Source organism: Gluconacetobacter brunescens, from assembly GCF_048695475.1.
In the GTDB taxonomy this organism is placed as follows: domain Bacteria; phylum Pseudomonadota; class Alphaproteobacteria; order Acetobacterales; family Acetobacteraceae; genus Gluconacetobacter.
Genome location: NZ_JBLHEN010000001.1, coordinates 1,821,874 through 1,847,621 on the forward strand (window position 1 = coordinate 1,821,874; position 25,748 = coordinate 1,847,621).

The following is a 25,748-nucleotide window of genomic DNA, read 5'->3' on the forward strand; positions in this document are numbered from 1 at the left end:
CTCTTTCTCGATCTGGAGACGCGGGAACCTTCGGGATGGACGACGGCCGACGGGCTCAGGGAAAGACGATATCCAGATTGCGCCAGTCCTTCGTCGCCGTGGCGCACTTGCTCGCCCAGTCGGGGGAGTAATTGACGTGGTCGGGCACCTGCACCGGCCAGAAGCAACTGACATAACAGTCGTAGATGTCGCGTTCGACCGGCTGGCACAGCCCCGCTGTGCCGCCGGTGGAATCGACCTCCCATCCCGGAGAGAAAGCCAGGGTACATCCCGTCGGAACATGCGGATGAGGTGACGGCCCCTGTTGCAGGGCCACGACATCGTTTTCCTGCGCCGCATCGGTCTGCTGCGTATCGATGCGGCGCGCTTTCTGGTTGAGTGGCTTGAGATGTTTCATGACAGAGCCTTCCGCGCGGCGAAACGATCAAGAAAGTCCGGATTCTGCACGGCCAGCGCGCCGTAGATCGTCAGACAGGTATCGGTCCAATCCCGGATCCAGTCGCAGTAATGCAGGTTCGCATGGCCCGTATCGCCGTACCGGACGAACGCCTCATGATGGCAACCACCGGCACACAGGGGGCGAGCCCAGCATGTCTGACACGCATATTTCGCGCTGACATGCCCGCGCGCGAGAAAATCCTCCCGGCGATCCGCGTCGACACCCGTGCGGATATTCCCCAGCGTATGCGTGTCGGCATCCGTAAAGCGATGACAGGGCGACAGGTCGCCGGACGGGCTGACACCCAGAAGCCCAAGCCCGGCACCACAGGGATGCGACTTGTTCACCCCCTGGAAAAGCTCGCCGATCGTTTCCGATACGTTCGAAAATCCATGCATTTCCCCGCGCAGCGCGAATTCCTGCCACTCATTGGCCAGTTCGCGGAACTGCCTCAGCACATCGTGCATGTCCTCGTCGGAAATTGCATAGTCCTGATCGCCGGAATTGGTCACCGGTGCAAACCCGATCTCATGGAATCCGATATCATCCTTGAGATGACGGAAAATGCGGATCACATCGGTCACGCCCGCGCTCAGCGTAACGCGCGCGGTCACCGCGCGCGTGCGATGCGTGGCGATCAGCTTGCGCAATCGCGGCTCGATCACATCGTACGTGCCCTTGCCGCTCTTGCTGACCCGCCGCTTGTCCTGCAGATCCGCCGGCCCGTCGATGCTCACGGTCACCCCGACCGCCTTTTCCGACAGAAACGCAATGATCTCGTCCGTCAGCAGGGTCGCATTGGTCGTCAGGCTATACGTAATGGCCTTTCCGCGCTCCGCTGCCTGCTCGTCGGCATACTGCACGACATCGCGCAGCAGGCGGAAATTCATCAACGTCTCCCCGCCGAAGAAGGTGATATGCACCCCCTTGCGTCCCGCCGACTGTGACAGCAGGAAATCGACAGACGCCTTCGCGGTGTCGAGGGTCATGTATTTCGGCTTGCCCCGAGGGGTCGCAATCTTGTCCGCACCGAATTCATAGCAATATGTGCAGGCCAGATTGCACTGGTTGGTGATGTTGAGCACCAGCGCCTGGAGCGGAAAATCGGCCGCCGGCGTCTCCGGGCCGCTCACCGCCATCCCATCCCGATCCGACACGATCCCCCGCACGAGCAGCAGTTCGCGAATCAGGTCCTCGGCATCCCCATGCTGGAAACCCTGCCGGGTCAGCGCATCCGTCAGCTCGTCATGCCGCATCTCCCGGCCGTTCAGCTCCGACAGGACACGCCGCGCGCCATCGTCCAGGGCGAAGATCGCCCCCGCCGTCACCAGATAGATGAAATCCTGGCCGGCCGCCCTGAATTCATGAAGTTCTCCACGACGGTAGCGCACCGTCGTCGTGGGGCGAACAGCGTCACGCAATGCGTTCATCTGGAGACCTCCGGTTGATCCCAACGCTTGTAGGCCGGCACCGTCGTGACCAGGAACGCTCGCCCGGTCAATGCCTTGCCCCTGTCGTCCTTCGCGGTCGCGACAACCCAGACATCGCCGTAATTGTTGCGCGAGAAACGGCGCTTCGGGTCCGGCCCTTCGACATTCGGGGTAAAGAGGCCGGTCTTCGGATCGAGCGTCCCGACGAAACTGATGTCGTCGTCATAGCTCACGGTCGCAAACTCCGCCAGCGACCACGTCGCGGGCACCGTGCCCACGGCGAAATCGTCCTGCGTGCCAGGCTTGCCGTCCGCGCCGTTCGACCAGCCGATGGCAGTGAATTGCTGATAGCCCTTGCCGAACTTGATGCCACCCAGCCGCGCAAGCGCGGTTTCCGGCGCCACCTTGATATAATCGACATGGGCATAGACCGATATGCCCTTGCGCAGGACCGCGCCCCGCATGGCGATATCCCGCGGTCCCGGAATGGCGTCACCCGCCACATCCACCACAATCACCGCCTCGTCCGGCGTGGCCGACACCACCTGGCGTACCGTCACCCCCGCACCCAGGTCGATATCGGCGGCTTTCAGGTCCGTCGGCAGGTTCGCGCCAAACAGACGAAGACGCACACCATTCGTACCGATCCGCAATCCCTGCTCCGATGCCGCGACCAGGGCCGCGCCACCGGTTTCGCGCGTCATGGTCACATCAAAACCGAACTCGTGATATTCGCCCCAATACCAGCGCCCCATCGCGGTGGCCTGGTCGGGCGCGAACCACATCGTCTCGCGCATGGTGGCCGGCATGTCGTCGGGCCGGACAGGCTTCGTCCCGCCCTGTGACGTACCGCGCCAGGAATAGCCGGCATAGACCAGACCAACCCCCTTGCGGACGACCTGCTCTCCCCCATCGATCGAGCGCAGCGTCGTCGTGGTGGTGAATTCGTCAGCCCCCCCCGGTCCGGGCGCGATGACCATTTCGCCCACAAAACGCCCATGCCCGGGCAGAACGGCGCTGACCAGCCATTTTCCACCCAGATGCGGCGCATGGATACCGGGGCGCCACGCTGCCCACTCGGCCGTATGCAACGGCGCGTTCGCGCTCAGCCAGTCGAGGGCGACCTGCCAGCGGGGCGGAGACTTCTTGTCCTCGTCCCCAGCCCCCCTGGCGAGAGCCGATCCTTCCTGCGCCCCTCCCGACGGAGCATCGTAGATGGCCTGCGCGGTGGAATAGAGCGCCTTGTGCATGTTCTCCAGAAGCGCCCATTCACGATGGCTGCGACGCGAGGACATGGGTTGGGCGAAGGCATGGCAACTGGCGCAGGTCTGGCGCAGGGTCTCATTGGGGATGATCGTCTCGTCCGGGTCGCGATGCTCGGCCAGATACATCACCGGTTTCGCCTCGTCGGGGGCCAGGCCCTGATAGGTCGAAAGATATCTGACGACCGAGCGCGCCTCGTCCGGCGTGATCGACAGGCCATTCAGCTTGACCATCCGCTTCAGGGTCTGCGCCCACCCTTCCGGCGTGGCCCGCACCCACGAAATGCGGGAGAGATCGCCCTTGTCGTCGGGCGTGTGGCACGAGCCGCATTTCTCGCGAACAAGAGCGCTGGCGACCGGAATACCGACCTCGGTCTCGGTCTGGTCGGCCGGGTCCTTGCCCGCCTCGGCATTTGGCGCTGGAGCCGCCAGAGCGACGGACGTCGCACATAATCCGCCGATCAGGAACGCAAAGCCGAACCGCATGACGGCAGTCCGGGACCAGGATAACGCCAATGTTCCACCCTTCCGCGCATTTACCCACCGCAGAAAAATGATGATACCGACCCTGAAACGATATGCGTATGGGGTATTTGACGCAGGATCGTCAGAGCGTGTTTGGAAATGCGCCCTCAGGACCGGGCACGACTGCCGGTGGCAGCGGAAAAGACCGCGCCCGGAACCTGTCCACCCTGGCGCGGGAACGGGCCTGACCAAAACGCCCCCCCTGAATCCGGATCGTCCTTCATCCTGGCAATGGAATGATTTCCGCACAAAAAGTAAGCCGAACGAAGAGGCCTGCCCGCTGCCGACCTGCTAGAAATTCCCGATCAGCCAGAGGAATAGGAAGAACGCAATCATGGGGCGCTGGCCAGAATTCTCCAGATCCGCGAAGCTGAACGGTATCGGCATTTCAGAGATCATCCGCATCGGCGCGGAAGCCCGGAAACTGGCCGCATCTCATGACGACGTCATCTCCCTCAGCGCGGGCGAGCCCGATTTTCCCACCCCCGACAATGTCAAGCTGGCCGGCATCAATGCCATCTTGGCCAACCAGACCCGTTACACGGCCCTCGACGGCACGGCCGAACTCAAGGCGGCGATCCGCCGCAAGTTCCAGCGCGAAAACGGCCTGGATTACGCCGAGAACGAAATCAGCGTCGGCGCCGGCGCAAAACAGGTGCTCTTCAATATCCTGATGGCGACGCTGGACCCGGGCGACGAGGTCATCGTCCCCTCGCCGTGCTGGACAACCTACCTCGACATGATCCGCCTCGCCGGCGGCACGGCGACCGTGGTCCCGTGTTCCGAGGAAACCGGCTTCCGCCTGTCGCCGGAGCAGCTTGCCGCCGCCCTGACACCCCGGACGCGCTGGCTGCTGCTCAACTCCCCCTCCAATCCCACGGGCGCCGTCTACAGGGCATCGCATCTCGCGGCCCTGGGCGAAGTGCTGCGCGCGGCACCGCGCGTCGGCATCATCTCCGACGACATCTACGAGCATGTCCTCTACGATCCGGCTCCGTTCGCGACGATGGCCGCGACATGCCCGGACCTCAAGCCCCGCGTGGTCACCGTCAACGGCGTGTCGAAGGCCTATTCGATGACCGGCTGGCGCGTGGGGTACGCCGCCGCCGCGCCGGAGGTCATCACCGCCATGGCGGTCGTGCAGAGCCAGAGTTCGTCCAACCCCTGCTCGATCAGCCAGGTCGCCGCGATCGAGGCCCTGGATGGTCCGCAGGATGTCATAACCAGCCGGCGCGACGCCTTTCGCGCCCGGCGGGACAGGATCGTCGCCGGCCTCAACACAATTCCGCACGTCCATTGCGCCATGCCCGACGGGGCATTCTATGCGTTCGCGGACATGCGCGCGCTTCTTGCCAGACCGGAATTAAAACGCAAGGATATCACCGACGATGCCGCACTGTGCCGGTATTTCCTGCACGAATGCCATGTCGCGATCGTTCCCGGCTTCTGTTTCGGAGGGCCGGGATATCTGCGGCTGTCCTACGCGGCATCCGACGAGATGATCGACGACGCGCTGGAGCGCATGAAAACAGGCGTCAACCGGTTACTGGCGGGATAGGAAACGGCGAACGATGGCGGACATGATCGCACGGGGCGGGCGGGCCATATACGGCGTACCACTCGGCATCCTGATGCTGGAAGCCCGTTTCCCGCGCATTCCGGGCGACATGGGCAATGCCGAAACTTGGCCGTTTCCGGTCCAGCTCTGCGTCGTGGAGGGCGCCACGCCCGAGCGCATCGTCCTGGGCGACCCGCGCGATCAGCTGGATCATTTCATCCGGGCCGGCCGGCGGCTGATCGAGCTGGGCGTTTCGGCCATCACCACCAATTGCGGCTTCCTCGCCCTGCTCCAGCCACAACTGGCGAGCGCCCTCGCCGTTCCGGTCGCGACCTCGTCGCTCATGCAGGTCCCATGGGTCAACGCGACCCTGCCCCCGGGCCTGCGCGCGGGCATCGTCACGGTCTGCGCGGCGGCACTGACCCCCGCCCATCTCGCGGCCGTCGGGGCGCCGGCCGACACACCGGTCGCCGGCACCGAAAACGGTGCCGAATTCTTCCGCGTCCTCATCAAGGCCGACAGCGACATGATGGATATCGGCCTGGCGGAACGCGATGTCGTGGAGGCGGCGCGCACGCTGGTGTGCCAGAATCCCGATATCGGCGCGATCGTCCTGGAATGCACCAACATGCCCCCCTATGCGGCAGCCGTCGCCGCCGCGACCGGCCTGCCGGTGTACGATATCTATTCGATGGTGACGTGGTTCGTGGCCGGCATCCGGCCGCGCGCCTTCTCCCGCGATTATTCAAGGCTGTAATGTTTTCGGCGGAGGCAGGGCATGGATCTGGGACTTGAGGGCCGGCGGGCGATCGTATGCGGCGCCAGCCGGGGCATGGGCCGGGCGATCGCCCTGACCCTGGCGGCCGAAGGCGCCTCCGTCACGCTGGTGGCGCGCGACCCGAAGGCGCTGGAGGAAACCGCATCGCTGGTGCGCGCGCAAACCGGGCGGGACGCCACGCCCGTGGCGGCGGACCTGACGCGCGACGCGGACCGCCGACGGATCTTCGAGTCCTGCCCAGCACCCGACATTCTGGTCAATAACGGCGGCGGCATGCCACCGGGCGATTTCCGCGACTGGGACCGCGCCCACTGGATCGCCGGCGTCGACATGATGATGCTGGCCCCGATCGAGATGATCCGGCTGGCGGTAGACGGCATGGGCGACCGCGGCTTCGGCCGCATCGTCAACATCGTGTCCCGCAGCGTGAAGAATCCCCAGGCGGAAATGGCGCTTTCCAACGCCGCGCGATCCGGACTGGTCGCCTTCTCGTCGGGCCTGGCCCGGCAGTTGATCGCGCGAAACGTCACGATCAACAACGTCCTGCCGGGCATCATCGATTCGGCGGCGCAACATGCCCATGTCCGCGACCTGTCGCGCCTGACCGGGCGCAGCTACGACAGCATCTGGGCGGAACGCGCCGCCGCCAACCCCGCAAAACGCTTCGGCGACGTCGACGAGGTCGCGGCGACCGTCGCATTCTTCTGCTCGCACAAGGCCGGCTTCATCACGGCCCAGAGCCTGCTGGTCGATGGCGGCGACTATCGCGGCCTATTCTAAGAGACTGTTTCAAAAGCCCCGCTAGCGGCGGCCTGACGGCGGTTTCCTGCGCTTCGGTGCTCACGGCCATCAAGGCCGCTCCGCTCCGATGCTCAAAAACCACCGCCAGACGCGCGGCTGGCGCCGCGCTTCCGCTCACTATCAGAGCTTTTGAAACAGCCTCTAAACAAGCCAAAACCATTCCAAAATGGAATATAAGCCAGAGGCGTTTTTCCTTCTCATTCCGACAAAGGAATAATACATTCCATTCCAGGACAGAGACGATCGCGGGAGGTCGGGTTTCCCCTCCTTTTTCTCCTGCAACGGATGGAAATGAAACATGACAAAACCATGGATCGGCGCACAACCCAACGTCTGTGTCGCGCACGCGCATTACGACCTGAAGGGCGAGATGGAACGCCGCCCCAATCCGCCGCCCTGCACCCAGGTGACCAACCTCAAGGATCTCGAGCCGGTGATCGGCGACGCCGAGGTCCTGGTCGTGTCCATGCTCTGGAAAAACCACATTCTCGACTGGGCGCCGAAACTCAAGCTGGTGCAGTCGGTCAGCGCCGGCGTCGATCATTACGACCATGCCCTGTTCCGGGAACGCGGCGTCCATCTGTGCAGCGCCCAGGGCGCGAACGCGAACGCCGTTTCGGACCACGCGCTGGGCCTGCTGCTCTCCCTGTCACGCCGGCTCTACGAAGCCCGCGACGACCAGAAGAACGCCTACTGGCGTCCGACCAGCAGCAATCCGAAAGACCGGTTGCAGGAACTCGACAGCAAGACCGTGCTGATCGTCGGCTTCGGCGGAATCGGCGCCCGCGTCGCCCGGCTTTGCGCGGCATTCGGCATGAACGTCATCGCGATGCGCCGTTCGGTTCCCGAAACGCAGCCCGAAGGCGTGCGGGTCATCTCGAACCGCGATTTCCTGGCCACCCTGCCGCAGGCCGACGTGGTGATCCTGACCTGCCCGCTGACGCCCGAGACCTTCGGCCTCATGGGCGCGGACGCCTTCGCCGCCATGCGTCCGGACGCGGTGCTGATCAATGTCGCGCGCGGCAAGGTCGTCGATGAGGGCGCCATGATCGCGGCCCTGCAATCCGGGCAGATCGCCGGCGCGGCGCTCGACACGTTCGTCGAGGAACCCCTGCCCGCCGCCTCCCCCCTCTGGTCGATGGACAATGTGGTCGTCACCCCGCATGCGGCCGGCGAGACGCAGTTCTACGAACGCAACGTCGTCGACATCCTGATGGCGAACATCGCGGCGCTCGAAGCCGGAACGCCCCTGAAGAACCAGATCGTCTGACGACAGGCCGGGGGCGACAGGCGGAGCCGGGGCGATTTCGGCTTTACGGTGCCGTCCACCCCCCTAAAGTCGGTCTCTATTGTGAACGGTTCGCCTGATGGCGGGGGAGATCCAGAAGTGACAACACGTCGAGCCTTTGCATCGGTTCTGGCCCTGAGCAGCTTTGCCGCCGCGACGTCCTTTCCGGGCCTGCGTCCGGCGCGCGCCCAGGAGGCGGGGGGAACGATCGAACGCATCAAGGCCTCGGGCAAGCTCCGCACCGCGGCCATTCCGGGGGCCGAACCCTTTTTCCACAAGGACCTGCTGGGCGGCGGCTGGACCGGCGCCTGCATCGACATGGTCAAGGACATGGCCTCGGCCCTGGGCGTCACGCCGGAGATCGTCGAGGCCGAGTGGGGCACGTCGGTCATGGACCTCCAGACCGGCAAGATCGACGTCATGTTCGCCCTCAGCCCCACGCCGGCGCGGGCGCTCCAGATCCAGTTCAGCGACATCGCCATCAACAACGCCTTCACGGTGATCGCGAAGAAGGGCCTTTCCGTCGCGAAATGGGAGGATCTCGACAAGCCCGAGATCCGCGTCGCCTTCGATACCGGCTCGTCGCACGACATCTTCGTCCGGCGCAGCCTGCCTCACTGCACCCCCGTCGCGGTCCAGTCCCCGACCGACGCCATCATGGCGCTCCAGGCCGGCCGCGCGGACTGCGTCGTGCAGGTGGTGGTGATCGCCGCCGTGATGCACGCGCGCAACCCGGCGGTGGGCGACCTGATCCTGCCACAGCCGGTGGTGCATCAGCCGACCTGCATCGGCGTGCCCGTCTCGCCCGACCCGCGCTTCCTGACCTTCGTCAATAACTGGCTGCTCTACAACCGCTCGGAAGGCATCGTGCAGGAGTGGATGTTCAAGGCGCTTCGCGCCAGCAATGTCGATCCGGCATCGCTGCCGCCCGGCCTGGAATTCTGATCCGATGCGGCACTCCTCATGACCTACAAATGGGATTTCGGCCCGATCCTGCAATACTGGTCGCTTTTCCGGATCGGCCTCGAATATACGCTGGGCTTTACCGTCGCCAGCGCAATCGTCGGCATGGCGGCGGGCCTGCTGCTGACGCTGGCGCGGCGCAGCGGCTGGAAGATCCTTTCCATCCCCGCCGGCGCGGTGGTCGAAATCTTCCGCTGCACGCCGGCACTGGTGCAACTGGTCTGGTGCTACTACGCGCTGCCGGTCGTGCTGGGCCTCAGCCTGGCGCCCGCCACGGCGGCGCTCCTGGCCCTGTCGCTCTACGGCGCGGCCTTCTACAGCGAAATCTTCCGCGCGGGACTGGATTCGATCGATCGCGGCCAGTGGGACGCCGCCGCCGCGCTGGGCATGACCCCCTTCACGATGATGCGCCGGGTCATCGTCCCGCAGGCCCTGCGGCGCATGACCGCCCCGCTGGTCAGCCAGGTGGTGCTGCAACTGAAGAACACGTCGCTGATCTCGGTCGTGACCGTTCCCGACCTGGTCTATCAGGGGCAGATGGTCGCCTCCGCCACCTACAAGCCGCTGGAGGTCTACACCACGATCGCCGTCATCTATTTCCTGATCCTGTTTCCGCTGACGCAGGGCGCGCGCCTGCTGGAGCGCCGCCGTCATGGCTAGGGAACCCCTGATGATCGACATCGTGAACGTCTCCAAGCGTTTCGGCCGCCGCGACGTACTCAGGGACATCTCGCTGGGCGTGCCCAAGGGGAAGGTCCTCGCCCTGATCGGCCCCAGTGGGTCGGGCAAATCCACCCTGCTCCGCTGCGTCAATCTTCTGGAAACTCCCGATTCCGGCTCGATTACCATCGACGACAGCACCATGCGCTTCGGCGCCACCGCCTCGCGCCACCGCGCAAAGGCGATGGCCGCCTTCCGTGCCGAAGCCGGAATGGTCTTCCAGTCCTTCAACCTGTTTCCGCATATGACGGTTCTGGAAAACGTGATGTCCGGCCCCCGCTTCGTCCGTGGCCAGTCGCGCGACGAAGCCGAGCAGATCGCCCGGCCCCTGCTGGAACGCATGGGAATGGACAGCTTCGCCGACGCGATGCCCGAGCGCCTGTCTGGCGGCCAGAAGCAGCGCGTGGCCATCGCCCGCTCCCTGGCGATGGAACCGAAGGTCATGCTGTTCGACGAAGCCACCTCCGCGCTCGACCCGCAGCGCGTGGCGGAAATCCTGAGCGTGATGCGCGACCTCGCCCAGGCCGGCATGACACAGATCGTGGTCACGCACGAAATGGCCTACGCGCGCGACGTGGCGGACACCGTCGTCTTCATGGCCGACGGCTCCATCGTGGAATCGGGTCCGGCGCGGCAGGTCATCGAAGACCCGCGCGAGGAACGGACCCGGGAATTCCTCAAACATTTCCATATGGGAAAAGCATGATGGCAGACACGTCCACCACCGCCGCGCAAGGCGCGCGGCTGGTCGTCATCGGGGCGGGGGCCGTGGGCGTGACGACGGCACTGCACCTGCGCCGCCTGGGGCATGACGTCACCCTCCTGTCCACCGATGCGCCGGGGTCGGAAAATGCCACCAGCTACGGCAACGCCGGATGGCTGAGCCCGGGCTCCGTGGTGCCGATCTCCATGCCCGGCATGTGGAAGAAGGTGCCCGGCTACCTGCTGGATGCCCGGGGTCCGCTGCGCCTGCGCCCCTCGTCCCTGCCGCATATCTGGCTATGGCTGCTGCGCTTCGTCGCCTGCGGTGCCACGCCGGCCCGCGCCCGCGCCATCGCCTCGGCCCTGCGGCCGTTCCTGGCCGACGCGCCGGACCGCCACGCCACGCTGGCCGCCGAAGCCGGCGTGCCCGACCTGATCCAGCGCAAGGGCCTGGTGATCGTCTATCCCGATGAGGCGGCATACGAAGCCGACGCCCTGGGCTGGCATCTCCGGCGCGAAAACGGCGTGCGCTGGCAGACGCTCGACCGCGCGGCGCTCGAAGCCGCCTGCCCCGGCCTCGGCCCCCAATACACCTTCGGCGCCCTGCTGCCCGACGGCGCCCATTGCGCCGACCCGGGCGGCTATGTCGCGGCCCTGGCCACCCTGGCGCGCGACCAGGGCGTCCGCTTCGTCGACGGCCATGCCGGCGGCTTCGTGGTCGAGGCCGGGCAGGTACGCGGCGTGCGGACACCCGGCGGCGTCATGGCGTGCGACGGCGTCGTCGCCGCCGCCGGCATGGGCTCGCGGGCACTGGGCGCGATGCTCGGCGACACCATCCCGCTGGTCAGCGAGCGCGGCTATCACGTCCAGCTTCCCGGCGTGACCGACGAACCCGCCATTCCCGTCATGATGTCAGACCTCAAATTCGGCATTACGCCCATGAAGGGCGGCCTGCGCGCCGCCGGACAGGTCGAATTCGCTCCCGACGGGGCGCCCCCCGACTGGCGCCGGGCCCGTATCCTTCTCGACTGCCTGCGCGAAGGCCTGCCCCTCATGAAGATCGGGGGCTTCGGCACCGTCCGGCACTGGATGGGCAACCGGCCCTCGACGCCGGACTGCCTGCCCGTCATCGGGCCCTCCCCCAAGGTGCGCGGCGTGTTCTACGCCACGGGCCACGGCCATCTGGGGCTGGTCAGCGCCCCCTGGACGGCGGAGCTGATCGGGCGGATGGTCACCGGCACGCCCGTCCCCGAAGCCGCACCCTACGACCCCGCCCGGTTCCTCCGTTTCCGTCTCTGACCGCTCCATGAACGTGATCGCGACGGAAACACCGGTTCACGAAAGCCCCTCCGCCATCGACCGGGGGGCGCTCCTGGCGATCCTGCTGGCGATCCTTCTCGCGGTGCTCGATTACGCGGTCGCCAATATCGCCCTCCCGACCATCGGAGCCGACCTGCACGCCTCGGCATCGGTCTCGATCTGGGTCGTCAACGCCTACCAGCTCGTCAACTGCATGCTGCTGCTGCCGCTCGCGGCGGTCGCCGAGCGGATCGGCGCCAAGAAGGTCTGCCTGGGCGGGCTGGCGGTGCTGATGGGGGGCTCGCTGCTGTGCGCCCTGTCGCACCACATCGTCACCCTCGCCTTCGCGCGCGGCGTGCAGGGCGCGGGCGGCGCCGCGATCATGGCGGTCAATACCGCGCTGATCCGCATGGTCTGCCCTCCCGCCCGCCTCGGCCACTGCCTCGCGCTCAATTCGCTGACGACGGCACTGAGCGTCGCGCTCGGCCCCTCCGTCGCGGCGGCAATCCTCTACTGCACCGGCTCGTGGCGCTGGCTGTTCCTGTTCAACCTGCCCGCCGGCGCGCTCGTGTTCGCCCTGTGCAAGGCGCGCCTTCCCGCCACGCCGCCGGTCCAAAGGCTGATCGATCCGCTGTCCATCCTCCTGAACATGGCGGCCTTCTGCCTCATTCTCACCGGCAGCGATTTCCTGGCCCGCAACGAATGGGCATCGGGCGGCGCCGTGCTGGTCCTGCTGGGGGCGACGGCAGGGGGGCTGCTGCTGGCCCGCCAGAAAGAGCACGCCGCCCCGCTGATGCCGGTGGACCTGCTGGCCCTCCCCGCCTTCTCCATCGGGGCCGCGACCTGCTTCCTGGGCTATACGGCGGCGAATTTCTTCATGATCTCGATCCCGTTTTCCCTGACCGGCCTGTTCGGCCGCTCACCGGTCACGACCGGGCTGCTGATCACCGCATGGCCCGCCTCCATGGTCGCGATGGGCCCGCTCGTCGGCCGGCTCTCCGACCGCGTCCCGGCCGGCACGCTGTCGTCGATCGGGCTGGCGATCAACGGCTTCGGTTTCCTGATGGTGCGGATGACGCCCCTGGATGCCGGCGGCTTCGACATCATGTGGCGCTTCGCCCTGGCGGGGCTGGGCTTCGCCATGTTCGTCTCGCCCAACAACCGGGCGATCGTCCTCGCCGCCCCCCACGACCGCAGCGCGAGCGCCAGCGGCATGATCGCACTGTCACGGATCATGGGCCAGACCTGCGGCGCCACCCTGGTCGCCATGATCATGGCCCGGGTAGCGGACAGGCCGACGCTCCTCTGCCTGGATTACGCGGTCGCCGTCGCCTGGGCGGCCGCCCTGCTGAGTCTCAGCCGCAAGATCACAAGGAGGCCGGCATGCTCCTTCCCCGCCGCCTGATGCCGTCGGTGCCCGAACTCGTCGCGTTCGAGGCAGCGGCCAGGCACCAGAATTTCAGCGCCGCCGCCGAGGAACTGAGCCTGACCCAGGGCGCGATCAGCAAGCAGATCCGCAACATGGAGATGACGCTGGGCGTTTCGCTGTTCGACAGGCGCCGCAAGCGCCTGATCATGACGCGCCAGGCCAAGTCGATCCTGCCGTCCGTGATCTCGATCCTCGAACAGATCGCCGGCACCACCTACCGCGTCCTGTCCTCGGGCGACGGCGAGAACACGCTCAGCCTGCACATGTTCTCCACCTTTTCGTCCCGGTGGCTCATCCCCCGCCTGCCGCGGCTGATGGCGCAATGTCCGCAGCTCAAGGTCAATATCACCACGGTGTTCGAACCGTTCAGCTTCGACGGGTCCGACTGCGACATCGCCGTGCATTACGGCGCGCCGGTCTGGCCGGACGGCCAGCTCCACCACCTGTTCGACGAGACGATCGTGCCGGTCTGCAGCCCCGCCTACCGCGACGCGGCCGAACTGCGGACGTCGGAGGACCTGGCCCGCGCCAGCCTCATCCAGCTCACCACGCGCCCGGCCCTGTGGGATTTCTGGTTCGCCCAGGTCAACGTCACCGGCGCCGCCTCCTTCAAGGGGCACGTCTTCGACCAGTTCAACGCGACGATCGAGGCGGCAATGGCCGGGATCGGCGTGGCGCTCGTCCCCACGATCTTCGTGGAGCGCGAACTCGCCGAGGGCACGCTCTGCGTCGTCTCGCAGGAGACGATCCGCTCGCGCGGCGCCTATTACGTCGTCACGCCGGTCGAAAAGGCGCACGACCCGGCCATCTCCGCCTTCATCCGCTGGATCTGCGCGGAGAGCGCCGCCTATGGCGGCCTGGGCATCCCGGCGCCGGGCACACTGCATTTCAACGGATATGAAGGAACACGAAATTGAGCGACATTCTCTATATCGATACCAATCACCGCCGCTCCCGCGCCGTGGTGGCCAACGGCATGGTCCATGTGGCCGGCCACACCGCCGCCGACCGCAGCCAGGACGCCGCCGGCCAGACCCGCCAGATCCTCGCCGCGATCGAACAGATCCTGGCCGAGGCGAACAGCGGCAAGGACCGCCTGCTGAGCGTGACGATCTGGCTGGCCTCGATGGAGGATTTCAAGGCCATGAACGAGGTCTACGACGCCTGGATCGTCCCCGGCCGCGCCCCCGCCCGCTGCTGCGGCGAGGTCAAGCTCGCGCTGCCCGACATCCGCGTCGAGATCATCGCCACCGCCCTCGCCCGCTGACACGCTTTCCCCGGCACGCCGCTCCGGTCAGGAAGCCTCGCCTTCCGAAAGAGACGAGCGGCTGCCGGGCCCGGCGACGGATGGAATCCAGCGGCCGAGCCAACGCGCAAGCCCCGGCCCGGTAAACAGCACCAGCACGAAACGCACCGTCTGCATCGCCATCACGAACGACATATCCACCCCCGGCGTGGTGGAGGCGATGATGGCGATGGTATCTTCCCCCCCCGGACTGCACGACAGCCAGGCGGAAAGCGGGTCCGTCTCGCCGCACAGCACCAGCAGCCAAGCCACAGCGCCCGACGCGCCGATCACCAGCAGGGTGGACAGGATAACCCAGGGCGAGGCCCGCAGCGCATGCCGCACGATGGCGGGCGTGAAGCGCAGGCCGATCCCCCATCCCAGCGCGGTATAGGCCGGCACGCGCACCCATCCGGGCAGGGCGATGGTCAGCAGCCCCGTATCCTGCAGCGCCGCGCCGACGACGAGCGGAACCATCAGCACCCCGGCGGGAATCCGGAATTTCTGGGCAAGGAACGTCGACACCACGATGGTCAGCAGCGTACCGCCGATCGCCCCCGCATTCCCCTCCGCCAGCGGCACCGATCGCACCAGCACGTCGTGCCCGGCCGGGGCCACGGCGAAAAACCGCGTGACGGCCGCCGCACTTCCCGACACGAAGATCACGCGCAGATATTGCATGAAGGCGACAAGCCGCATGTCGGCGCCGTAGCTGGCGGACATGATGGTCATCGGCGTCGCCGCCCCCGGCGACGATCCCCACAGCGCCGTCGTACCCGGCAGCACCCCGGTCCGCGCCAGCACGAAGCCGGCGGCGGCACTCACCAACACGATGGACAAGACCCCGGCGAAAAAGACCGGCCCCTTGTCGAGGATGCTGGCCAGGACGGACAGCGGCAGGCTGGTGGCGATCAGGCAGCCCACGACCCCAAGGGCCAGCGCAAAGACCGGACCGGGCATCCGCAACCCCTGCCCGGTCACCCCGGCGACGATGCCGCAGATCATGGGGCCGAGCATCGCCGACGCGGGAAGACCGATCCGGCGCAATAGTTCGGCCAAAGCCATCGACCCCGCCAGCAGGACCACCCAGCGAAGCAGCACCCCGCGCATCGCCCGCGCACGCCGCATCGCGTCAGACATGCATCGCCACCGGCTCCCCACCGGGCAGGGCCATGCGCCGGGCGGGCCTGCGCTCCGCCGCCAGCCAGCCCGCGCCCAGCGTCGCCCCCAGCACCGCCATCGCGACATACAGCCCGCTGGCCATCGGCGACCCGGTTGCCGCCAGCAGCCAGGTCACGATCGTCTGCGACGTGCCGCCCACCAGCATGACCGTCATGTTATGCACTGTCGCCAGCACCGTGGTCCGCGACCCCGGCTCGAACACTTCGGTCACGACCGTGCTGTACGACCCCAGGAACAGGCCCGAGAACACCGCCAGCCCGACCTGCATGATCAGCAGCCGCCCCACCGACGGCCCGGCGACCAGGAACGCGGAGAGCGGGATGATCGCGATCAACAGCCCGATCAGGGACGCGAACAGCACCCGCCGCCCGCCGAACCGGTCGCCCAGGCACCCGGCCAGCAGGATAAAGGGCACCATCACGATCGCGGCGGCCATGGTAATGAAAAAGACCATCCGGATCGGCAGATGCAGTGTGCGCGTGGCAAAGGTGATGTTGTAGCCATAAAGAATGTATAGCGTCGCCGACGTGCCGCCGACCAGCCCGGCCACCGACAGCGCCCGCCCCTTCTGCCGCCCCAGGTCGCGCAGAAAACGCACCGCACTGCCGCGCAGCGTGTCCCGGGCCGGGCGAGGCGCGGTATCCTGCCCGCTCCGGCGCAGCACCAGGATCGCCGGCAGGATGACCAGCCCGAACGCGAAGGGCAGCCGCCACCCCCACGCGACCAGCATCTCCGGGCTCAGCGCGGTGGCCAGCATGAACCCGACCCCGCTGCCCAGGATCTGGGCCACGGCCTGCCCGACCATCTGCCACGATCCGTAAAAGCCCCGCCGCCCGGGCGGCGCCTCCTCGATCAGGAACGACGTCGAGGTCGCGAACTCCGCCCCTGCGGAAAATCCCTGCAACAGACGGGCGACGACGACGACACCGGCCCCCACCAGCCCGGCCGTGTGCCACCCCGGCGCACAGGCGATCAGCAGCATCGAGACGGCCATGACGCTCATGCCCAGCACCATCGCGCTACCGGTGCCATGCCGGTCGGCGAACAGCCCAAGCACCAGCCCGCCCAGCGGCCGGGTCAGAAAGCCCATGCCGAACAGGACCGTCGTGAACAGTACGGCCCGCTCCCCCGCGCCGCCGAAGAAAACGGCGCTGATGACCGGCACGAGATAGGAGAAGACCATGAAATCGTACCATTCGAGCGCATTGCCCGCGATGGAACCGATCACGGCCCGGCTTCGCCTGCTCATCATGGCACGGCCCCCATCCTAGAGCAGATCCTGTTTGAACGTGTGCGTTCGAGCAGGTAAAGATGCTCGTAAAAACAATAAACTAGAGCATTTCCATCGAACCTGCGTTCGGTGGAAATGCGCTAGCCCGCAGGCTGGAGCAGCGTGCCGGAGGGCCGGTCCGCGGTCCCGCCCGGCACGAAGCGATCGGGCGAAAACGCCTCGATCGGATAAGCGGACTCCCGGCCCAGCGCCAGATCGGCCGCGATCCGCCCGGTCAGGGGCGACAGCGCGAACCCATGGCCGGAGAAGCCGCACAGATGCACCACGCCCTCCGCCCGCGACGACCGCCCGATCACCGGAATCTCGTCCGGCATGATCGCTTCGATCCCCGCCCAGGCATGCAGAATGGCCACATCCTTCAGGACCGGGAACAGTTCCAGCGCCGTGCGCGCCGAAGCCGCCAGCCGCGTGACATCCAGCGTCGTCAGCCCGGTATCGAGATCCGCCACCCCCTTGGGGCCGCCACCGATCATGACATGGCCCGATGCGACCTGCTTGAACGACAGCGGGCGCCCCGTCGCCAGCGCCACCTGCGTGATGAAGGGCGGCAGCGGCGCGGTAAACATCATCATCAGCGCGTTGAACCCAAGCGGGAAATCATCTCCCACCATGCGGGCGATCCGCCCGCCCCACGCGCCCGCCGCATTGACGATCCGGGGCGCGCGCAGCCCGCTGCCATCCTCCAGCGTCACGCGCCATCCCCCCTGCACGCGATCCAGCCCGGCAACGCCCGCACCGACGCGCACCACGGCGCCGGCGCGGGTGGCGGCCCGCAGGAACGCCTTCGTCGTCCGCATCGGGTCCGCGAACCCGTCCCTGCGGCACACCAGCCCGCCGACGACATGCGGCGCCACGGCCGGAAGCAGCGCTTTCACCTCCGCCTCGTCCAGCAGAACCTCATGGGTCCAGCCGCGCGCGGCGGTCACCGCCACCCGCTCCCGCAGACTGCGCATGTCGGCATCGTTTTCCGCGACACGCACCTGCGCCGAGGGTACGAAGCCACCATCGTCATCCAGCAGCGCCGGAAGATCGTACCAGAGGTCCAGCGCCGCCAAGGCCAACGGAACCTCGGGCAGCGCCCGTCCCAGCGTCCGCACCCCGCCGGCGGAAAATCCCGAAGCATGGCGCCCCGGCGCGTTCTTCTCCACCACCGTCACCCGCAGCCCGTCGCGCGCGGCCCAGAATGCGGTCGAAAGCCCCTGAAGCCCGCCACCGATGACGATCAGGTCCGTATCCTGGCTCATGCGCCCTCCGGATCCATCTGGATCGGATAAGGGGCCGGCCGCTCCGCCCCGATCGCCGCCAGCGCGGCCAGTTTCACCGGCGCACAGAAGGCGATCGGGCCGGTCAGCGCGACCTGCGCGAGCAACTCCCGGTCACGCATCGGCGTCTCCGGCTGCCCCAACACCATGGCCACCGCCAGCGGCTCCAGACGCGCCACTGCCTCAACCGGCCCGACCGGTTCCCGCTCCACCGGCGGCAGATCCCGCGCCATCGCGGTCGCGATCCGCTCCACGGCCGCTTCGTCCGGCCGCCCCGGCAGAAAGAAAATCCCCTGCCGGCTGGTCTGATGGTTCGCATCGGTAACTGGTCCGGCCTCGCCCATCCGGCAGCCCAGCACCGCACACAGCAACACGGGCTCGCCCACCAGCACCAGCCGCGCGAAAGGCACGGTCTCGACCCGCCCTTCCGACTGGACCCAGAGCCGCTCCGGCTCGCCATGCCAGACCGGCTGCTCCATGGCGGACAGATACCGCGCCTGGGGAAAACGATCCCGGAACGGCGCGATATCCTCAGGTTCCCCCGCGATCACGCATGTCATGACATCGGCTCCGCGACGGTGGGAACAACAGTGGGCACGACCGGATCGCCATAGCGGCTGGCCGGCAGCGGCAGGCGCAGATGCTCTCTCAGGGTCGTGCCCTCGTAATGGGTGCGGAACAGCCCACGCCGGCGCAGTTCCGGCAGGATCATCTCGGTAAACTCCTGCAGACTGAGCGGCAGCAGCGCCGGACAGAGATTGAACCCGTCCACCGCCCCGCAGGAGAACCATTCCTCCATCGTGTCCACGATGCGCTCCGGCGTGCCGATCAGCACATGCGAGCCGAACCCGGAGGCAATGAGGGAATACAGGTCGCGGATGGTCATGTTCTCGCGATGCGCCTGGTCGACCAGCGCCCGCGCGATACTCTTGACCATCGGGTCCTTCGGCTCCGGCACCGGCCCGTCCAGAGGATAGCCCGACAGGTCGCCCAGTTGCGCGTAGAGATAGGACAGGCCGAGTTCCGGCGGGATCAGCGCCCGCATCGCGTCATATCGCGCGCGCGCCTCCTCCTCGGTCCGCCCGACGAAGAGGGTGACGCCCGCCAATATCCGCAGATCCTCGCGGCGACGGCCGTGCCGTTCCATCGCCACGCGCAATTTCTCGGAATAGGCCCGCGCCTCCGCCAGCGAGCGCGGCAGGGCATAGATCACCTCCGCATTGCGCCCGGCCAGTTCGATCCCGGCATCGCTGGCCCCGGCCTGGACCATGATGGGCCGCCCCTGCGGGCTGCGCGGCACGTCGAGCGGCCCGCGCACGCGAAAATGCGGGCCTTCATGATTCAGGACATGCAATCCGGCCGGATCGAGGAACCGCGCCCCCTCCTTGTCGCCGACCAGCGCATCCGCGCTCCACGAATCCCACAACCCCTTGACCACTTCGGCAAATTCCAGAGCCCGGTCATAGCGGGTGTCATAATCCAGATGCCTGTCACGCCCGAAATTGCGCGCCTCCGCGTCCGACCACGAGGTCACGATGTTCCACCCGGCGCGGCCACCGCTGATCCGGTCCAGCGAGGCATATTTCCGCGCGATATGGAACGGCTCGTTATAGGTGGTGGAGGCCGTGGCCACCAGCCCGATCCGCTCGGTCACCGCCGACAGTGCCGACAGCAGCGTCAGCGGTTCGAAATCCGCCACCTGCGACGATTGGGCCAGGGCACCGGGCGGCGTATCGGTCACCCGCACGCCAATCCCGTCGGCGAGAAAAAGCATGTCGAAACAGCTTTCCTCCGCCAGACGCGCCACCGTCGCGAAATGGCGAAAGCGCGTACTCCCCCCGGGGTCAGCGGCCGGATGTCGCCATCCGGCCGCGTGATACCCCAGATACCGGATCGAAAGACCGATCGACATGGTCTTCTTCGGCGTATTCACCAACGCGACATCTCCCGGTCGTTCAGGATATTCTTCGCCCCGTCAGAGCGTCAGGTCCAGTTGCATATAGTAGTAGCCACCGAACAGTCCCATCTGCTGGACATCCATATTGTAGATTTCCGAGCCGAGATACTGCACCTGATAGGGCAGCTTGCGCGGATAGGCATTGCCGATATTGTTCCCGCCCACCGTGGCATGCAGGCGCGGCGTCACCTGGTAGCCGATCGCAAGATCGGTCTGGAAACGCGGCGTCTGGACCCAGCGCAGGAATTGCGAAACCGAATTGATCATGGAACTCGGCACGTCGTTCCAATAGGTATTGTTCGACGTCGTCCGGCCATAGCGGGTTTCATGCACCGTGAAATCCAGCTTCCCCCACGTCCAGCGACCACCGAAGATCAGCTTGTTGCGCGGCATGTAGGAGGTCAGGAACGACCGCTGCTGGGCATTCAGCAGCGTGTTCCCATTCAGGTCCTCCCCGACATGCGTGATGTTGGTCTGGTTGAAATTGACCGCCGCATCCCAGTTGATCCGGCCGTACCGGCCCAGGTTGGTCAGATAGGTCGCCGTGATATCCAGGCCGCGCGTGCGGGTCGATGCCCCGTTCGTCTCATACTGCGCGGTCGCGGTCGCCGAAGTGGAAGGGAAATACAGGCCGGACAGGTTCATGGCCTGTATCGCCATGGCACCCCCATAAACGCCGCCGATCACGATGCGGTCGCGGATATCGATCTGATAGGCATCCAGCGAGACATGCATGTTCTTGATGGGATTGAGGATGATGCCGGCACTGTAGCTGGTCGAGCGTTCCGGCTTCAGCGGCCGCGCCCCCAGCAGCTTCGCACCCGGCGAATTCACGCCGAGCACGCCCGAGGCCGATGTCGGCGATTCCGTCAGGCTGGAGAAAAACTGTTCCGCCAGCGTCGGCGCGCGGAAACCGCTGCTGACGGTGCCACGGAAGGCGAAATATTTGTTCACGTCATACCGGGTCGACACCTTGCCGATCTCGGTATCCCCGACATCGGTATAATGCTCGAACCGGCCCGCCAGGTCGAGCTTCCACCCCTTGAGCAGTTCCGTCCCGACATCGATATACCCCGCCGTCACGTCGCGGCTCGACGTGCTGGCCAGGCCCGGCGGAATCGCATGCTGCCCCTGGGCACCCGAAATATAATAGGCGTTGTAATCGCCGGCACCGATCTTGTAGGTTTCATAACGATATTCGGCGCCGATCGAGAAGTTGAGCGGTCCCGCCAGCACACCCGTATCGAAGCTCCGCCGGAAATCGAGATTGTTCGTCCACTGCGTGGCCGTATAGGCGGTCTGGTGGAACTCCGTCGGCGTATAGCCGTAGGTTTCCAGATAACTCTGGCTGCCCGTATTGGCGATATTCACATCGTTATGATTGCCGCCATAGGTCGTCGAGAAGTCGAAATCGAAGCCCAGGAACGTCTTGCCCTTGAAGCCGACCGTCACGCCGTAATCGGTCTCGTCGGTCTGGATGATCGGAACATAGCCATTGGGGAAAAGCGTCGGGAAGGTCGCTCCCGCCACGTCCACACCGGTCCGGAAATTCTGCAGCGCATCGGCAACCTTGTGGCCGAAGGTCGAGAAGGAATACAGCGTCAGGTCCTTGTTGATATTGTATTCCATGTTGTAGCCGAGCACGACCTGAATCGCGCGCGGCATGCTCATGATCGGGTTGTCGTATTTGTTCGTGCGCTTGTCCCAGCCCCCCCGAATGGCATGGTCCTGGAACTTGAAATCCGCACCCAGGTTGAAGAAGCCCCCATTGGGCAATTCGAAGGCGCCCCCGATATAGTCCTTCGAGGTAAAGCCATCTCCCTTGTAATATCCGCCATTGTTGGCCGACATCTGGATACCGTGGTTGCGGTGCGACAGAATGACGTTGATGACGCCCGCGATGGCATCCGACCCGTACTGCGCGGCGGCACCGTCTTCCAGAACCTCGATATGGTCGATTTCCGAAACCGGGATCATGTCGATATCGACCGGCGTGGTTCCCTGCTGCGGACCTGGCGCGTAATAGACGGTCGATGTCGTATGCCGGCGCTTGCCATCGACCAGGATCAGCGTCTGGTTCGATGTCAGGCCGCGCATGTTGATCGAATCGATGGTGTTGGCGGTGCCGGTGCCGACGGTCTGGCGGGTCAGGGACGGGATCAGCGTGGTCAGCGCATCGCGCAGGTCGGCCTGCCCGGTGGATTTGAGCTGCGCCGCCGAAATCACGACCACGGGGCTGATACTGTCACGCGCCCTCGCATGCGGATCGCGCGTGCCGGTCACGATCACCTGCTCGTCCCCATCGCCCCCGCCACCACGCACGGGCACCGTCACGGGCGCGACGACGCGGGCGGGCACCGGTGCCGGGGCCGCCACCGGCTGCGGGACAAGTGCCGGCCGGCTGCGCACCGACGCCGCGGCCCGGCTCTTCGCGGCATGCGCGGCCTTGGTATCCGTGCTTGTCGCGGCAAGGCCTTCGGACGCCATCACCGCCGGAAGTACAACGGCAAGAGCCGTGGAGAAAAGTGCCTGACGTTTCATTCTGCTCTGTCTCTTTCGCCTCTTTCGCCGTACGACGCGATATTCGCCAGCCACCAGATCGCACCCTACGGGAACCATTGCCTCATTTCGCAAGGAACCAAACCCGATACACGGCAAAGCCTACCTCAGTTCGATTGGGCAACAAAACATATATGGATAGCGATCCGATATTGTTTCTACGGGTACCATGAAAAGAATTCCCGTAACCGCTTCGCCGGTCCCGGCCGGGCCCGGATCCCGACTGACGATCCCCCGCCCTCTTCTCCGGGCGTCATGCCCATTCGGCGCCCGCCCGTCCGTCACGACGCATTCTCCCGCCGATCCTCTCCCACTTTCCAGCATAATCGTGTCGGACCCGTTTTGTTTCGAAGGAGAAAAATTCATCATACGATTACCCATTGGAAAGATTCGAGACCTACCGCCAGGCGTTCCGATTCCGTTATAATGTGATATTGGTCTGTCCCCGTAAGAGGATACGAAATGTCACACCCCGACTTCGAAGACATCCCCGGCGGACTGGAGCGGCTGAACGAACGGGTCAGGCAGGATCTGCAATGGCTCGAAATCCCGACGCGCCCGTGGGTCCCGCCACGCCAGATGGACGGCCAACGGGTAATCGACGTCGTGGTCGTCGGCGCGGGCATGGCGGGCCTGACGGTCTCCGCCTCGCTGCGCCGTTGCGGCATCGACAACCATATCGTCCTCGACCGCGCCCCGGCCGGTCACGAAGGTCCCTGGGCGACCTACGCGCGCATGGAAACGCTGCGCTCGCCGAAATCCCTCTCCGGCCCCTGCATGGGCCTCGCCAGCCTGACATTCCGGGCCTGGTACGAACATCGTTTCGGACAGGAGAGATGGGAGGAACTGGACAAGATTCCAACCGCACTCTGGATGGATTACCTGATCTGGCTTCGTGAAATCCTCGAAATCACGGTCCGCAACGAAACCACCCTGGACGGCATCGCCTTCCGCGAAGACGGCCTGCTGGCCCTGCGCGTCCTCTCGGGCGGCCGGCCCGAGACGATCCTGTGCCGGCGCCTCGTCCTGGCAACCGGGCGCGACGGGCTGGGCGGCCCTTATGTACCGCCGGTCATCGCGGCCCTGCCCCATCATGCATGGGCCCATTCCGCCGACAGGATCGACTTCGCGGCCCTCCGGGGCCGGGATGTCGCCGTCATCGGCGCCGGCGCCTCGGCCATGGACAATGCCGCGACCGCGCTGGAGGCCGGCGCGCGCCGCGTCGATATCCTGCTGAGGCGACCGGCCATGCCGCGCGTCAACAAATTCACCGGCATCGGCAGCATGGGCGTCGTGCTGGGCTTCCAGGCCCTGCCCGACGGCTGGAAATGGCGCTTCATGGATTGCGTGCTCGATGCGCAGACACCGCCGCCGCGCGCCAGCGTCCTGCGGGTCTCCCGCCGGCCCAATGCGTTCTTCCATCTCGGATGCAGCCTCGAATCCGTCACCCTCCAGGGCGACAGCGTCCATATCGAAACATCGCGCGGTCGTCTGGATACGGATTATATCATTGCCGCAACAGGCTTTTCCGCAGATCTGTCGCAGCGACCGGAACTGTCGGCCATCGCGCCCCACATCCGTCTCTGGAAAGACCGCTTCACACCGGCCCCGCAGGACATGCCCTCGGGCATACGCTACGCGGAACTGGACAACTCGCCCGACCTCGGAAAAGGCTTCGAATTTCTCGAGAAAATTCCAGGAGATTGTCCGTCACTCCGGCTCGTGCATTGTTTCTGCTACCCGGCGACCCTGTCGCACGGAAAGGTCAGCGGCGACATCCCCGCCATCAGCGATGGCGCGGAACGGCTGGTCCGCCACATCGCCGAATCCCTTTTCGTGGAGGACCGCGCCCTTCACTACGCAGGCCTCGTGGCCTTCAGCGACCCGGAACTGATGGGCGACGAATGGACCGACACTCCATTGCCCGCGCTCTGAAACCAGGAAAGTCATCCGACATGATGGACGCCATAGATGCCGCGGTCGGGCTCGCCGAAGACGCCCCCCTCTTCGCCCACCGCCGGGCAAGAGCCGCATTCGTCACCGGCTCGGAATCCTGCCGCCATGCCGTGCTGGCCCCTGCGGACGATCACGGCCTCGGGCCGGCGCTGCGCCTCGCCCTGGCCTGCCGCATCGCAACGCTCAATGCGGACGCGGCACTGGCCGCATCCTACCGGGCGGCCCTCGCCGACACCGATGCCGACGCGGACATCCGCGCCCTGGCCGACGGGGCCTCCACCCTTCCCGCCCCTCTCTCCGCCATGGCCCGGCAGGCGGATCTGGTGACCACCAACAACCAGGCCGCCTCGCGGGCGGACATCGCAGCCCTGGTCGGGGCCGGCCTGTCCAATCCCCAGATCGTCGCGCTGTCCGAACTGATCGCGTTCGTCAATTACCAATGCCGCGTGACCGCCGGCCTGCGCCTGCTGAAAGACTGAACAATGCCCGGCAGAATCCGCGTCAAGCCCCTGGACTGGGCCCCCTATATCGAGCCGGTCGACGTCGCGCAGGCCGACCAGAAGCAGCGCGAGGCGATGCAGGTCACCCCGTCATCCATCGGGGTTTCGCCCTATGTCCGCACGCTCGCCCACGATCCGGAAAGCTACCTGGCCCGCACGATCCTGTTCAACGCGATCATGTACGCACCCGGCGGCCTGCCGCGCGCGGACCGCGAACTGGGCGCCCTCGGCGCATCGGTGGTGAATGGCTGCCCCTATTGCGCCATGGTCCACGCCCGCCGCCTCACCGACCTGACCGGCAGCGACGACGCGGTCACCGCCCTGTGGCGTGATCGCCCGGACCTGCTTTCCCAACGCGGCCAGGCGATCTGGTCGTTCGCCCGCGCCCTCTCGACCACGCCCTCATCCGCCACGCCCGCCCACATCCGGGCCCTGCGCGACGCGGGCCTGTCCGAGACCGACATCATCGACCTCATCCACGCGGTCGCGATCTTCGGCTGGGCCAACCGGCTCATGCACCCGCTCGGCCACGTCATCCCGGCAGCCGACAAACGCTGATCCC

The 25,748-nt window shown here is 66.2% G+C and carries 23 protein-coding genes; 14 read left to right on the forward strand and 9 right to left on the reverse strand.

The features are described from left to right. Positions 1 to 55: 55 nt before the first annotated feature. The 3 genes from qhpC to peaA are packed head-to-tail and all read right to left on the reverse strand — an operon-like array spanning position 56 to position 3,617. Positions 56 to 397: a quinohemoprotein amine dehydrogenase subunit gamma gene (gene qhpC / locus ACMAUO_RS08110; RefSeq protein ID WP_420356408.1), complete on the reverse strand. Its 342-nt coding sequence runs from the start codon at positions 395 to 397 to the stop codon at positions 56 to 58. Then, entirely contained in the window at positions 394 to 1,869 is a 1,476-nt protein-coding gene (gene peaB / locus ACMAUO_RS08115) for a quinohemoprotein amine dehydrogenase maturation protein (protein ID WP_420356409.1), read from the reverse strand. Before peaB ends, qhpC begins: the two co-directional genes overlap by 4 nt. Next, positions 1,866 to 3,617 (reverse strand): quinohemoprotein amine dehydrogenase subunit alpha, encoded by a 1,752-nt coding sequence (gene peaA, locus ACMAUO_RS08120; protein ID WP_420356410.1) that lies wholly within the window; start codon positions 3,615 to 3,617, stop codon positions 1,866 to 1,868. The genes peaB and peaA overlap by 4 nt, the downstream gene beginning before the upstream one ends. Positions 3,618 to 3,990: 373 nt before the next feature. Between peaA and ACMAUO_RS08125 the strand changes: the two genes are divergently transcribed. The 11 genes from ACMAUO_RS08125 to ACMAUO_RS08175 all read left to right on the forward strand — a co-directional run bounded on the left by ACMAUO_RS08125 (position 3,991) and on the right by ACMAUO_RS08175 (position 14,461). Continuing rightward, positions 3,991 to 5,214, forward strand: coding sequence for a pyridoxal phosphate-dependent aminotransferase (locus ACMAUO_RS08125; RefSeq protein WP_420356411.1), 1,224 nt, complete (start codon positions 3,991 to 3,993; stop codon positions 5,212 to 5,214). 13 nt (positions 5,215 to 5,227) lie between these two features. Then, positions 5,228 to 5,971 carry an aspartate/glutamate racemase family protein gene (locus ACMAUO_RS08130; RefSeq protein ID WP_420356412.1) on the forward strand — a complete coding sequence of 248 codons (744 nt, stop codon included), beginning with the start codon at positions 5,228 to 5,230 and terminating at the stop codon, positions 5,969 to 5,971. Between the two features lie 21 nt (positions 5,972 to 5,992). Next, the gene (locus tag ACMAUO_RS08135; RefSeq protein ID WP_420356413.1) at positions 5,993 to 6,772 is read left to right on the forward strand and encodes an SDR family oxidoreductase; all 780 of its coding nucleotides are present in this window, start codon (positions 5,993 to 5,995) and stop codon (positions 6,770 to 6,772) included. 319 nt (positions 6,773 to 7,091) lie between these two features. After that, positions 7,092 to 8,063: a D-2-hydroxyacid dehydrogenase gene (locus ACMAUO_RS08140; protein ID WP_420356414.1), complete on the forward strand. Its 972-nt coding sequence runs from the start codon at positions 7,092 to 7,094 to the stop codon at positions 8,061 to 8,063. A 117-nt stretch (positions 8,064 to 8,180) separates the two neighbouring features. Beyond that, a complete protein-coding gene (locus ACMAUO_RS08145) occupies positions 8,181 to 9,026 on the forward strand; it encodes a transporter substrate-binding domain-containing protein (protein WP_420356415.1) in 846 nt (281 codons plus the stop codon). 18 nt (positions 9,027 to 9,044) lie between these two features. Beyond that, entirely contained in the window at positions 9,045 to 9,704 is a 660-nt protein-coding gene (locus tag ACMAUO_RS08150; protein WP_420356416.1) for an amino acid ABC transporter permease, read from the forward strand. After that, positions 9,697 to 10,470, forward strand: a complete 774-nt coding sequence (locus ACMAUO_RS08155; protein WP_473965175.1) for an amino acid ABC transporter ATP-binding protein — start codon at positions 9,697 to 9,699, stop codon at positions 10,468 to 10,470. The genes ACMAUO_RS08150 and ACMAUO_RS08155 overlap by 8 nt, the downstream gene beginning before the upstream one ends. Beyond that, positions 10,467 to 11,765, forward strand: coding sequence for an NAD(P)/FAD-dependent oxidoreductase (locus tag ACMAUO_RS08160; protein WP_420356417.1), 1,299 nt, complete (start codon positions 10,467 to 10,469; stop codon positions 11,763 to 11,765). Before ACMAUO_RS08155 ends, ACMAUO_RS08160 begins: the two co-directional genes overlap by 4 nt. Before the next feature lie 7 nt (positions 11,766 to 11,772). Further along, positions 11,773 to 13,170 (forward strand): MFS transporter, encoded by a 1,398-nt coding sequence (locus ACMAUO_RS08165; RefSeq protein WP_420356418.1) that lies wholly within the window; start codon positions 11,773 to 11,775, stop codon positions 13,168 to 13,170. Continuing rightward, positions 13,149 to 14,111 carry a LysR substrate-binding domain-containing protein gene (locus ACMAUO_RS08170; protein ID WP_420356419.1) on the forward strand — a complete coding sequence of 321 codons (963 nt, stop codon included), beginning with the start codon at positions 13,149 to 13,151 and terminating at the stop codon, positions 14,109 to 14,111. Before ACMAUO_RS08165 ends, ACMAUO_RS08170 begins: the two co-directional genes overlap by 22 nt. Further along, positions 14,108 to 14,461 (forward strand): RidA family protein, encoded by a 354-nt coding sequence (locus ACMAUO_RS08175; RefSeq protein WP_420356420.1) that lies wholly within the window; start codon positions 14,108 to 14,110, stop codon positions 14,459 to 14,461. Before ACMAUO_RS08170 ends, ACMAUO_RS08175 begins: the two co-directional genes overlap by 4 nt. Before the next feature lie 27 nt (positions 14,462 to 14,488). Here the strand turns inward: ACMAUO_RS08175 and ACMAUO_RS08180 are convergent, their stop codons facing one another. The 6 genes from ACMAUO_RS08180 to ACMAUO_RS08205 all read right to left on the reverse strand — a co-directional run bounded on the left by ACMAUO_RS08180 (position 14,489) and on the right by ACMAUO_RS08205 (position 22,712). Further along, complete coding sequence (locus tag ACMAUO_RS08180; protein ID WP_420356421.1) at positions 14,489 to 15,619, reverse strand: AbrB family transcriptional regulator; 1,131 nt, start codon at positions 15,617 to 15,619, stop codon at positions 14,489 to 14,491. Next, positions 15,612 to 16,913 (reverse strand): MFS transporter, encoded by a 1,302-nt coding sequence (locus ACMAUO_RS08185; RefSeq protein ID WP_420356422.1) that lies wholly within the window; start codon positions 16,911 to 16,913, stop codon positions 15,612 to 15,614. Before ACMAUO_RS08185 ends, ACMAUO_RS08180 begins: the two co-directional genes overlap by 8 nt. Before the next feature lie 119 nt (positions 16,914 to 17,032). After that, complete coding sequence (locus ACMAUO_RS08190; RefSeq protein ID WP_420356423.1) at positions 17,033 to 18,196, reverse strand: NAD(P)/FAD-dependent oxidoreductase; 1,164 nt, start codon at positions 18,194 to 18,196, stop codon at positions 17,033 to 17,035. Continuing rightward, positions 18,193 to 18,774: a hypothetical protein gene (locus ACMAUO_RS08195; RefSeq protein WP_420356424.1), complete on the reverse strand. Its 582-nt coding sequence runs from the start codon at positions 18,772 to 18,774 to the stop codon at positions 18,193 to 18,195. The genes ACMAUO_RS08190 and ACMAUO_RS08195 overlap by 4 nt, the downstream gene beginning before the upstream one ends. Then, positions 18,771 to 20,147, reverse strand: a complete 1,377-nt coding sequence (locus ACMAUO_RS08200) for an LLM class flavin-dependent oxidoreductase (protein WP_420356425.1) — start codon at positions 20,145 to 20,147, stop codon at positions 18,771 to 18,773. The genes ACMAUO_RS08195 and ACMAUO_RS08200 overlap by 4 nt, the downstream gene beginning before the upstream one ends. Positions 20,148 to 20,189: 42 nt before the next feature. Then, positions 20,190 to 22,712, reverse strand: coding sequence for a TonB-dependent receptor plug domain-containing protein (locus tag ACMAUO_RS08205; RefSeq protein WP_420356426.1), 2,523 nt, complete (start codon positions 22,710 to 22,712; stop codon positions 20,190 to 20,192). Positions 22,713 to 23,192: 480 nt separating this feature from the next. Between ACMAUO_RS08205 and ACMAUO_RS08210 the strand changes: the two genes are divergently transcribed. From ACMAUO_RS08210 to ACMAUO_RS08220, 3 genes are read left to right on the forward strand one after another with little or no spacing between them, the layout of a single operon-like run. Beyond that, the gene (locus tag ACMAUO_RS08210; protein WP_420356427.1) at positions 23,193 to 24,665 is read left to right on the forward strand and encodes an FAD-dependent oxidoreductase; all 1,473 of its coding nucleotides are present in this window, start codon (positions 23,193 to 23,195) and stop codon (positions 24,663 to 24,665) included. A 20-nt stretch (positions 24,666 to 24,685) separates the two neighbouring features. Further along, positions 24,686 to 25,165 (forward strand): hypothetical protein, encoded by a 480-nt coding sequence (locus ACMAUO_RS08215; RefSeq protein ID WP_420356428.1) that lies wholly within the window; start codon positions 24,686 to 24,688, stop codon positions 25,163 to 25,165. A gap of 3 nt (positions 25,166 to 25,168) precedes the next feature. Then, the gene (locus ACMAUO_RS08220; RefSeq protein WP_420356429.1) at positions 25,169 to 25,744 is read left to right on the forward strand and encodes a peroxidase-related enzyme; all 576 of its coding nucleotides are present in this window, start codon (positions 25,169 to 25,171) and stop codon (positions 25,742 to 25,744) included. Positions 25,745 to 25,748: the final 4 nt, after the last annotated feature.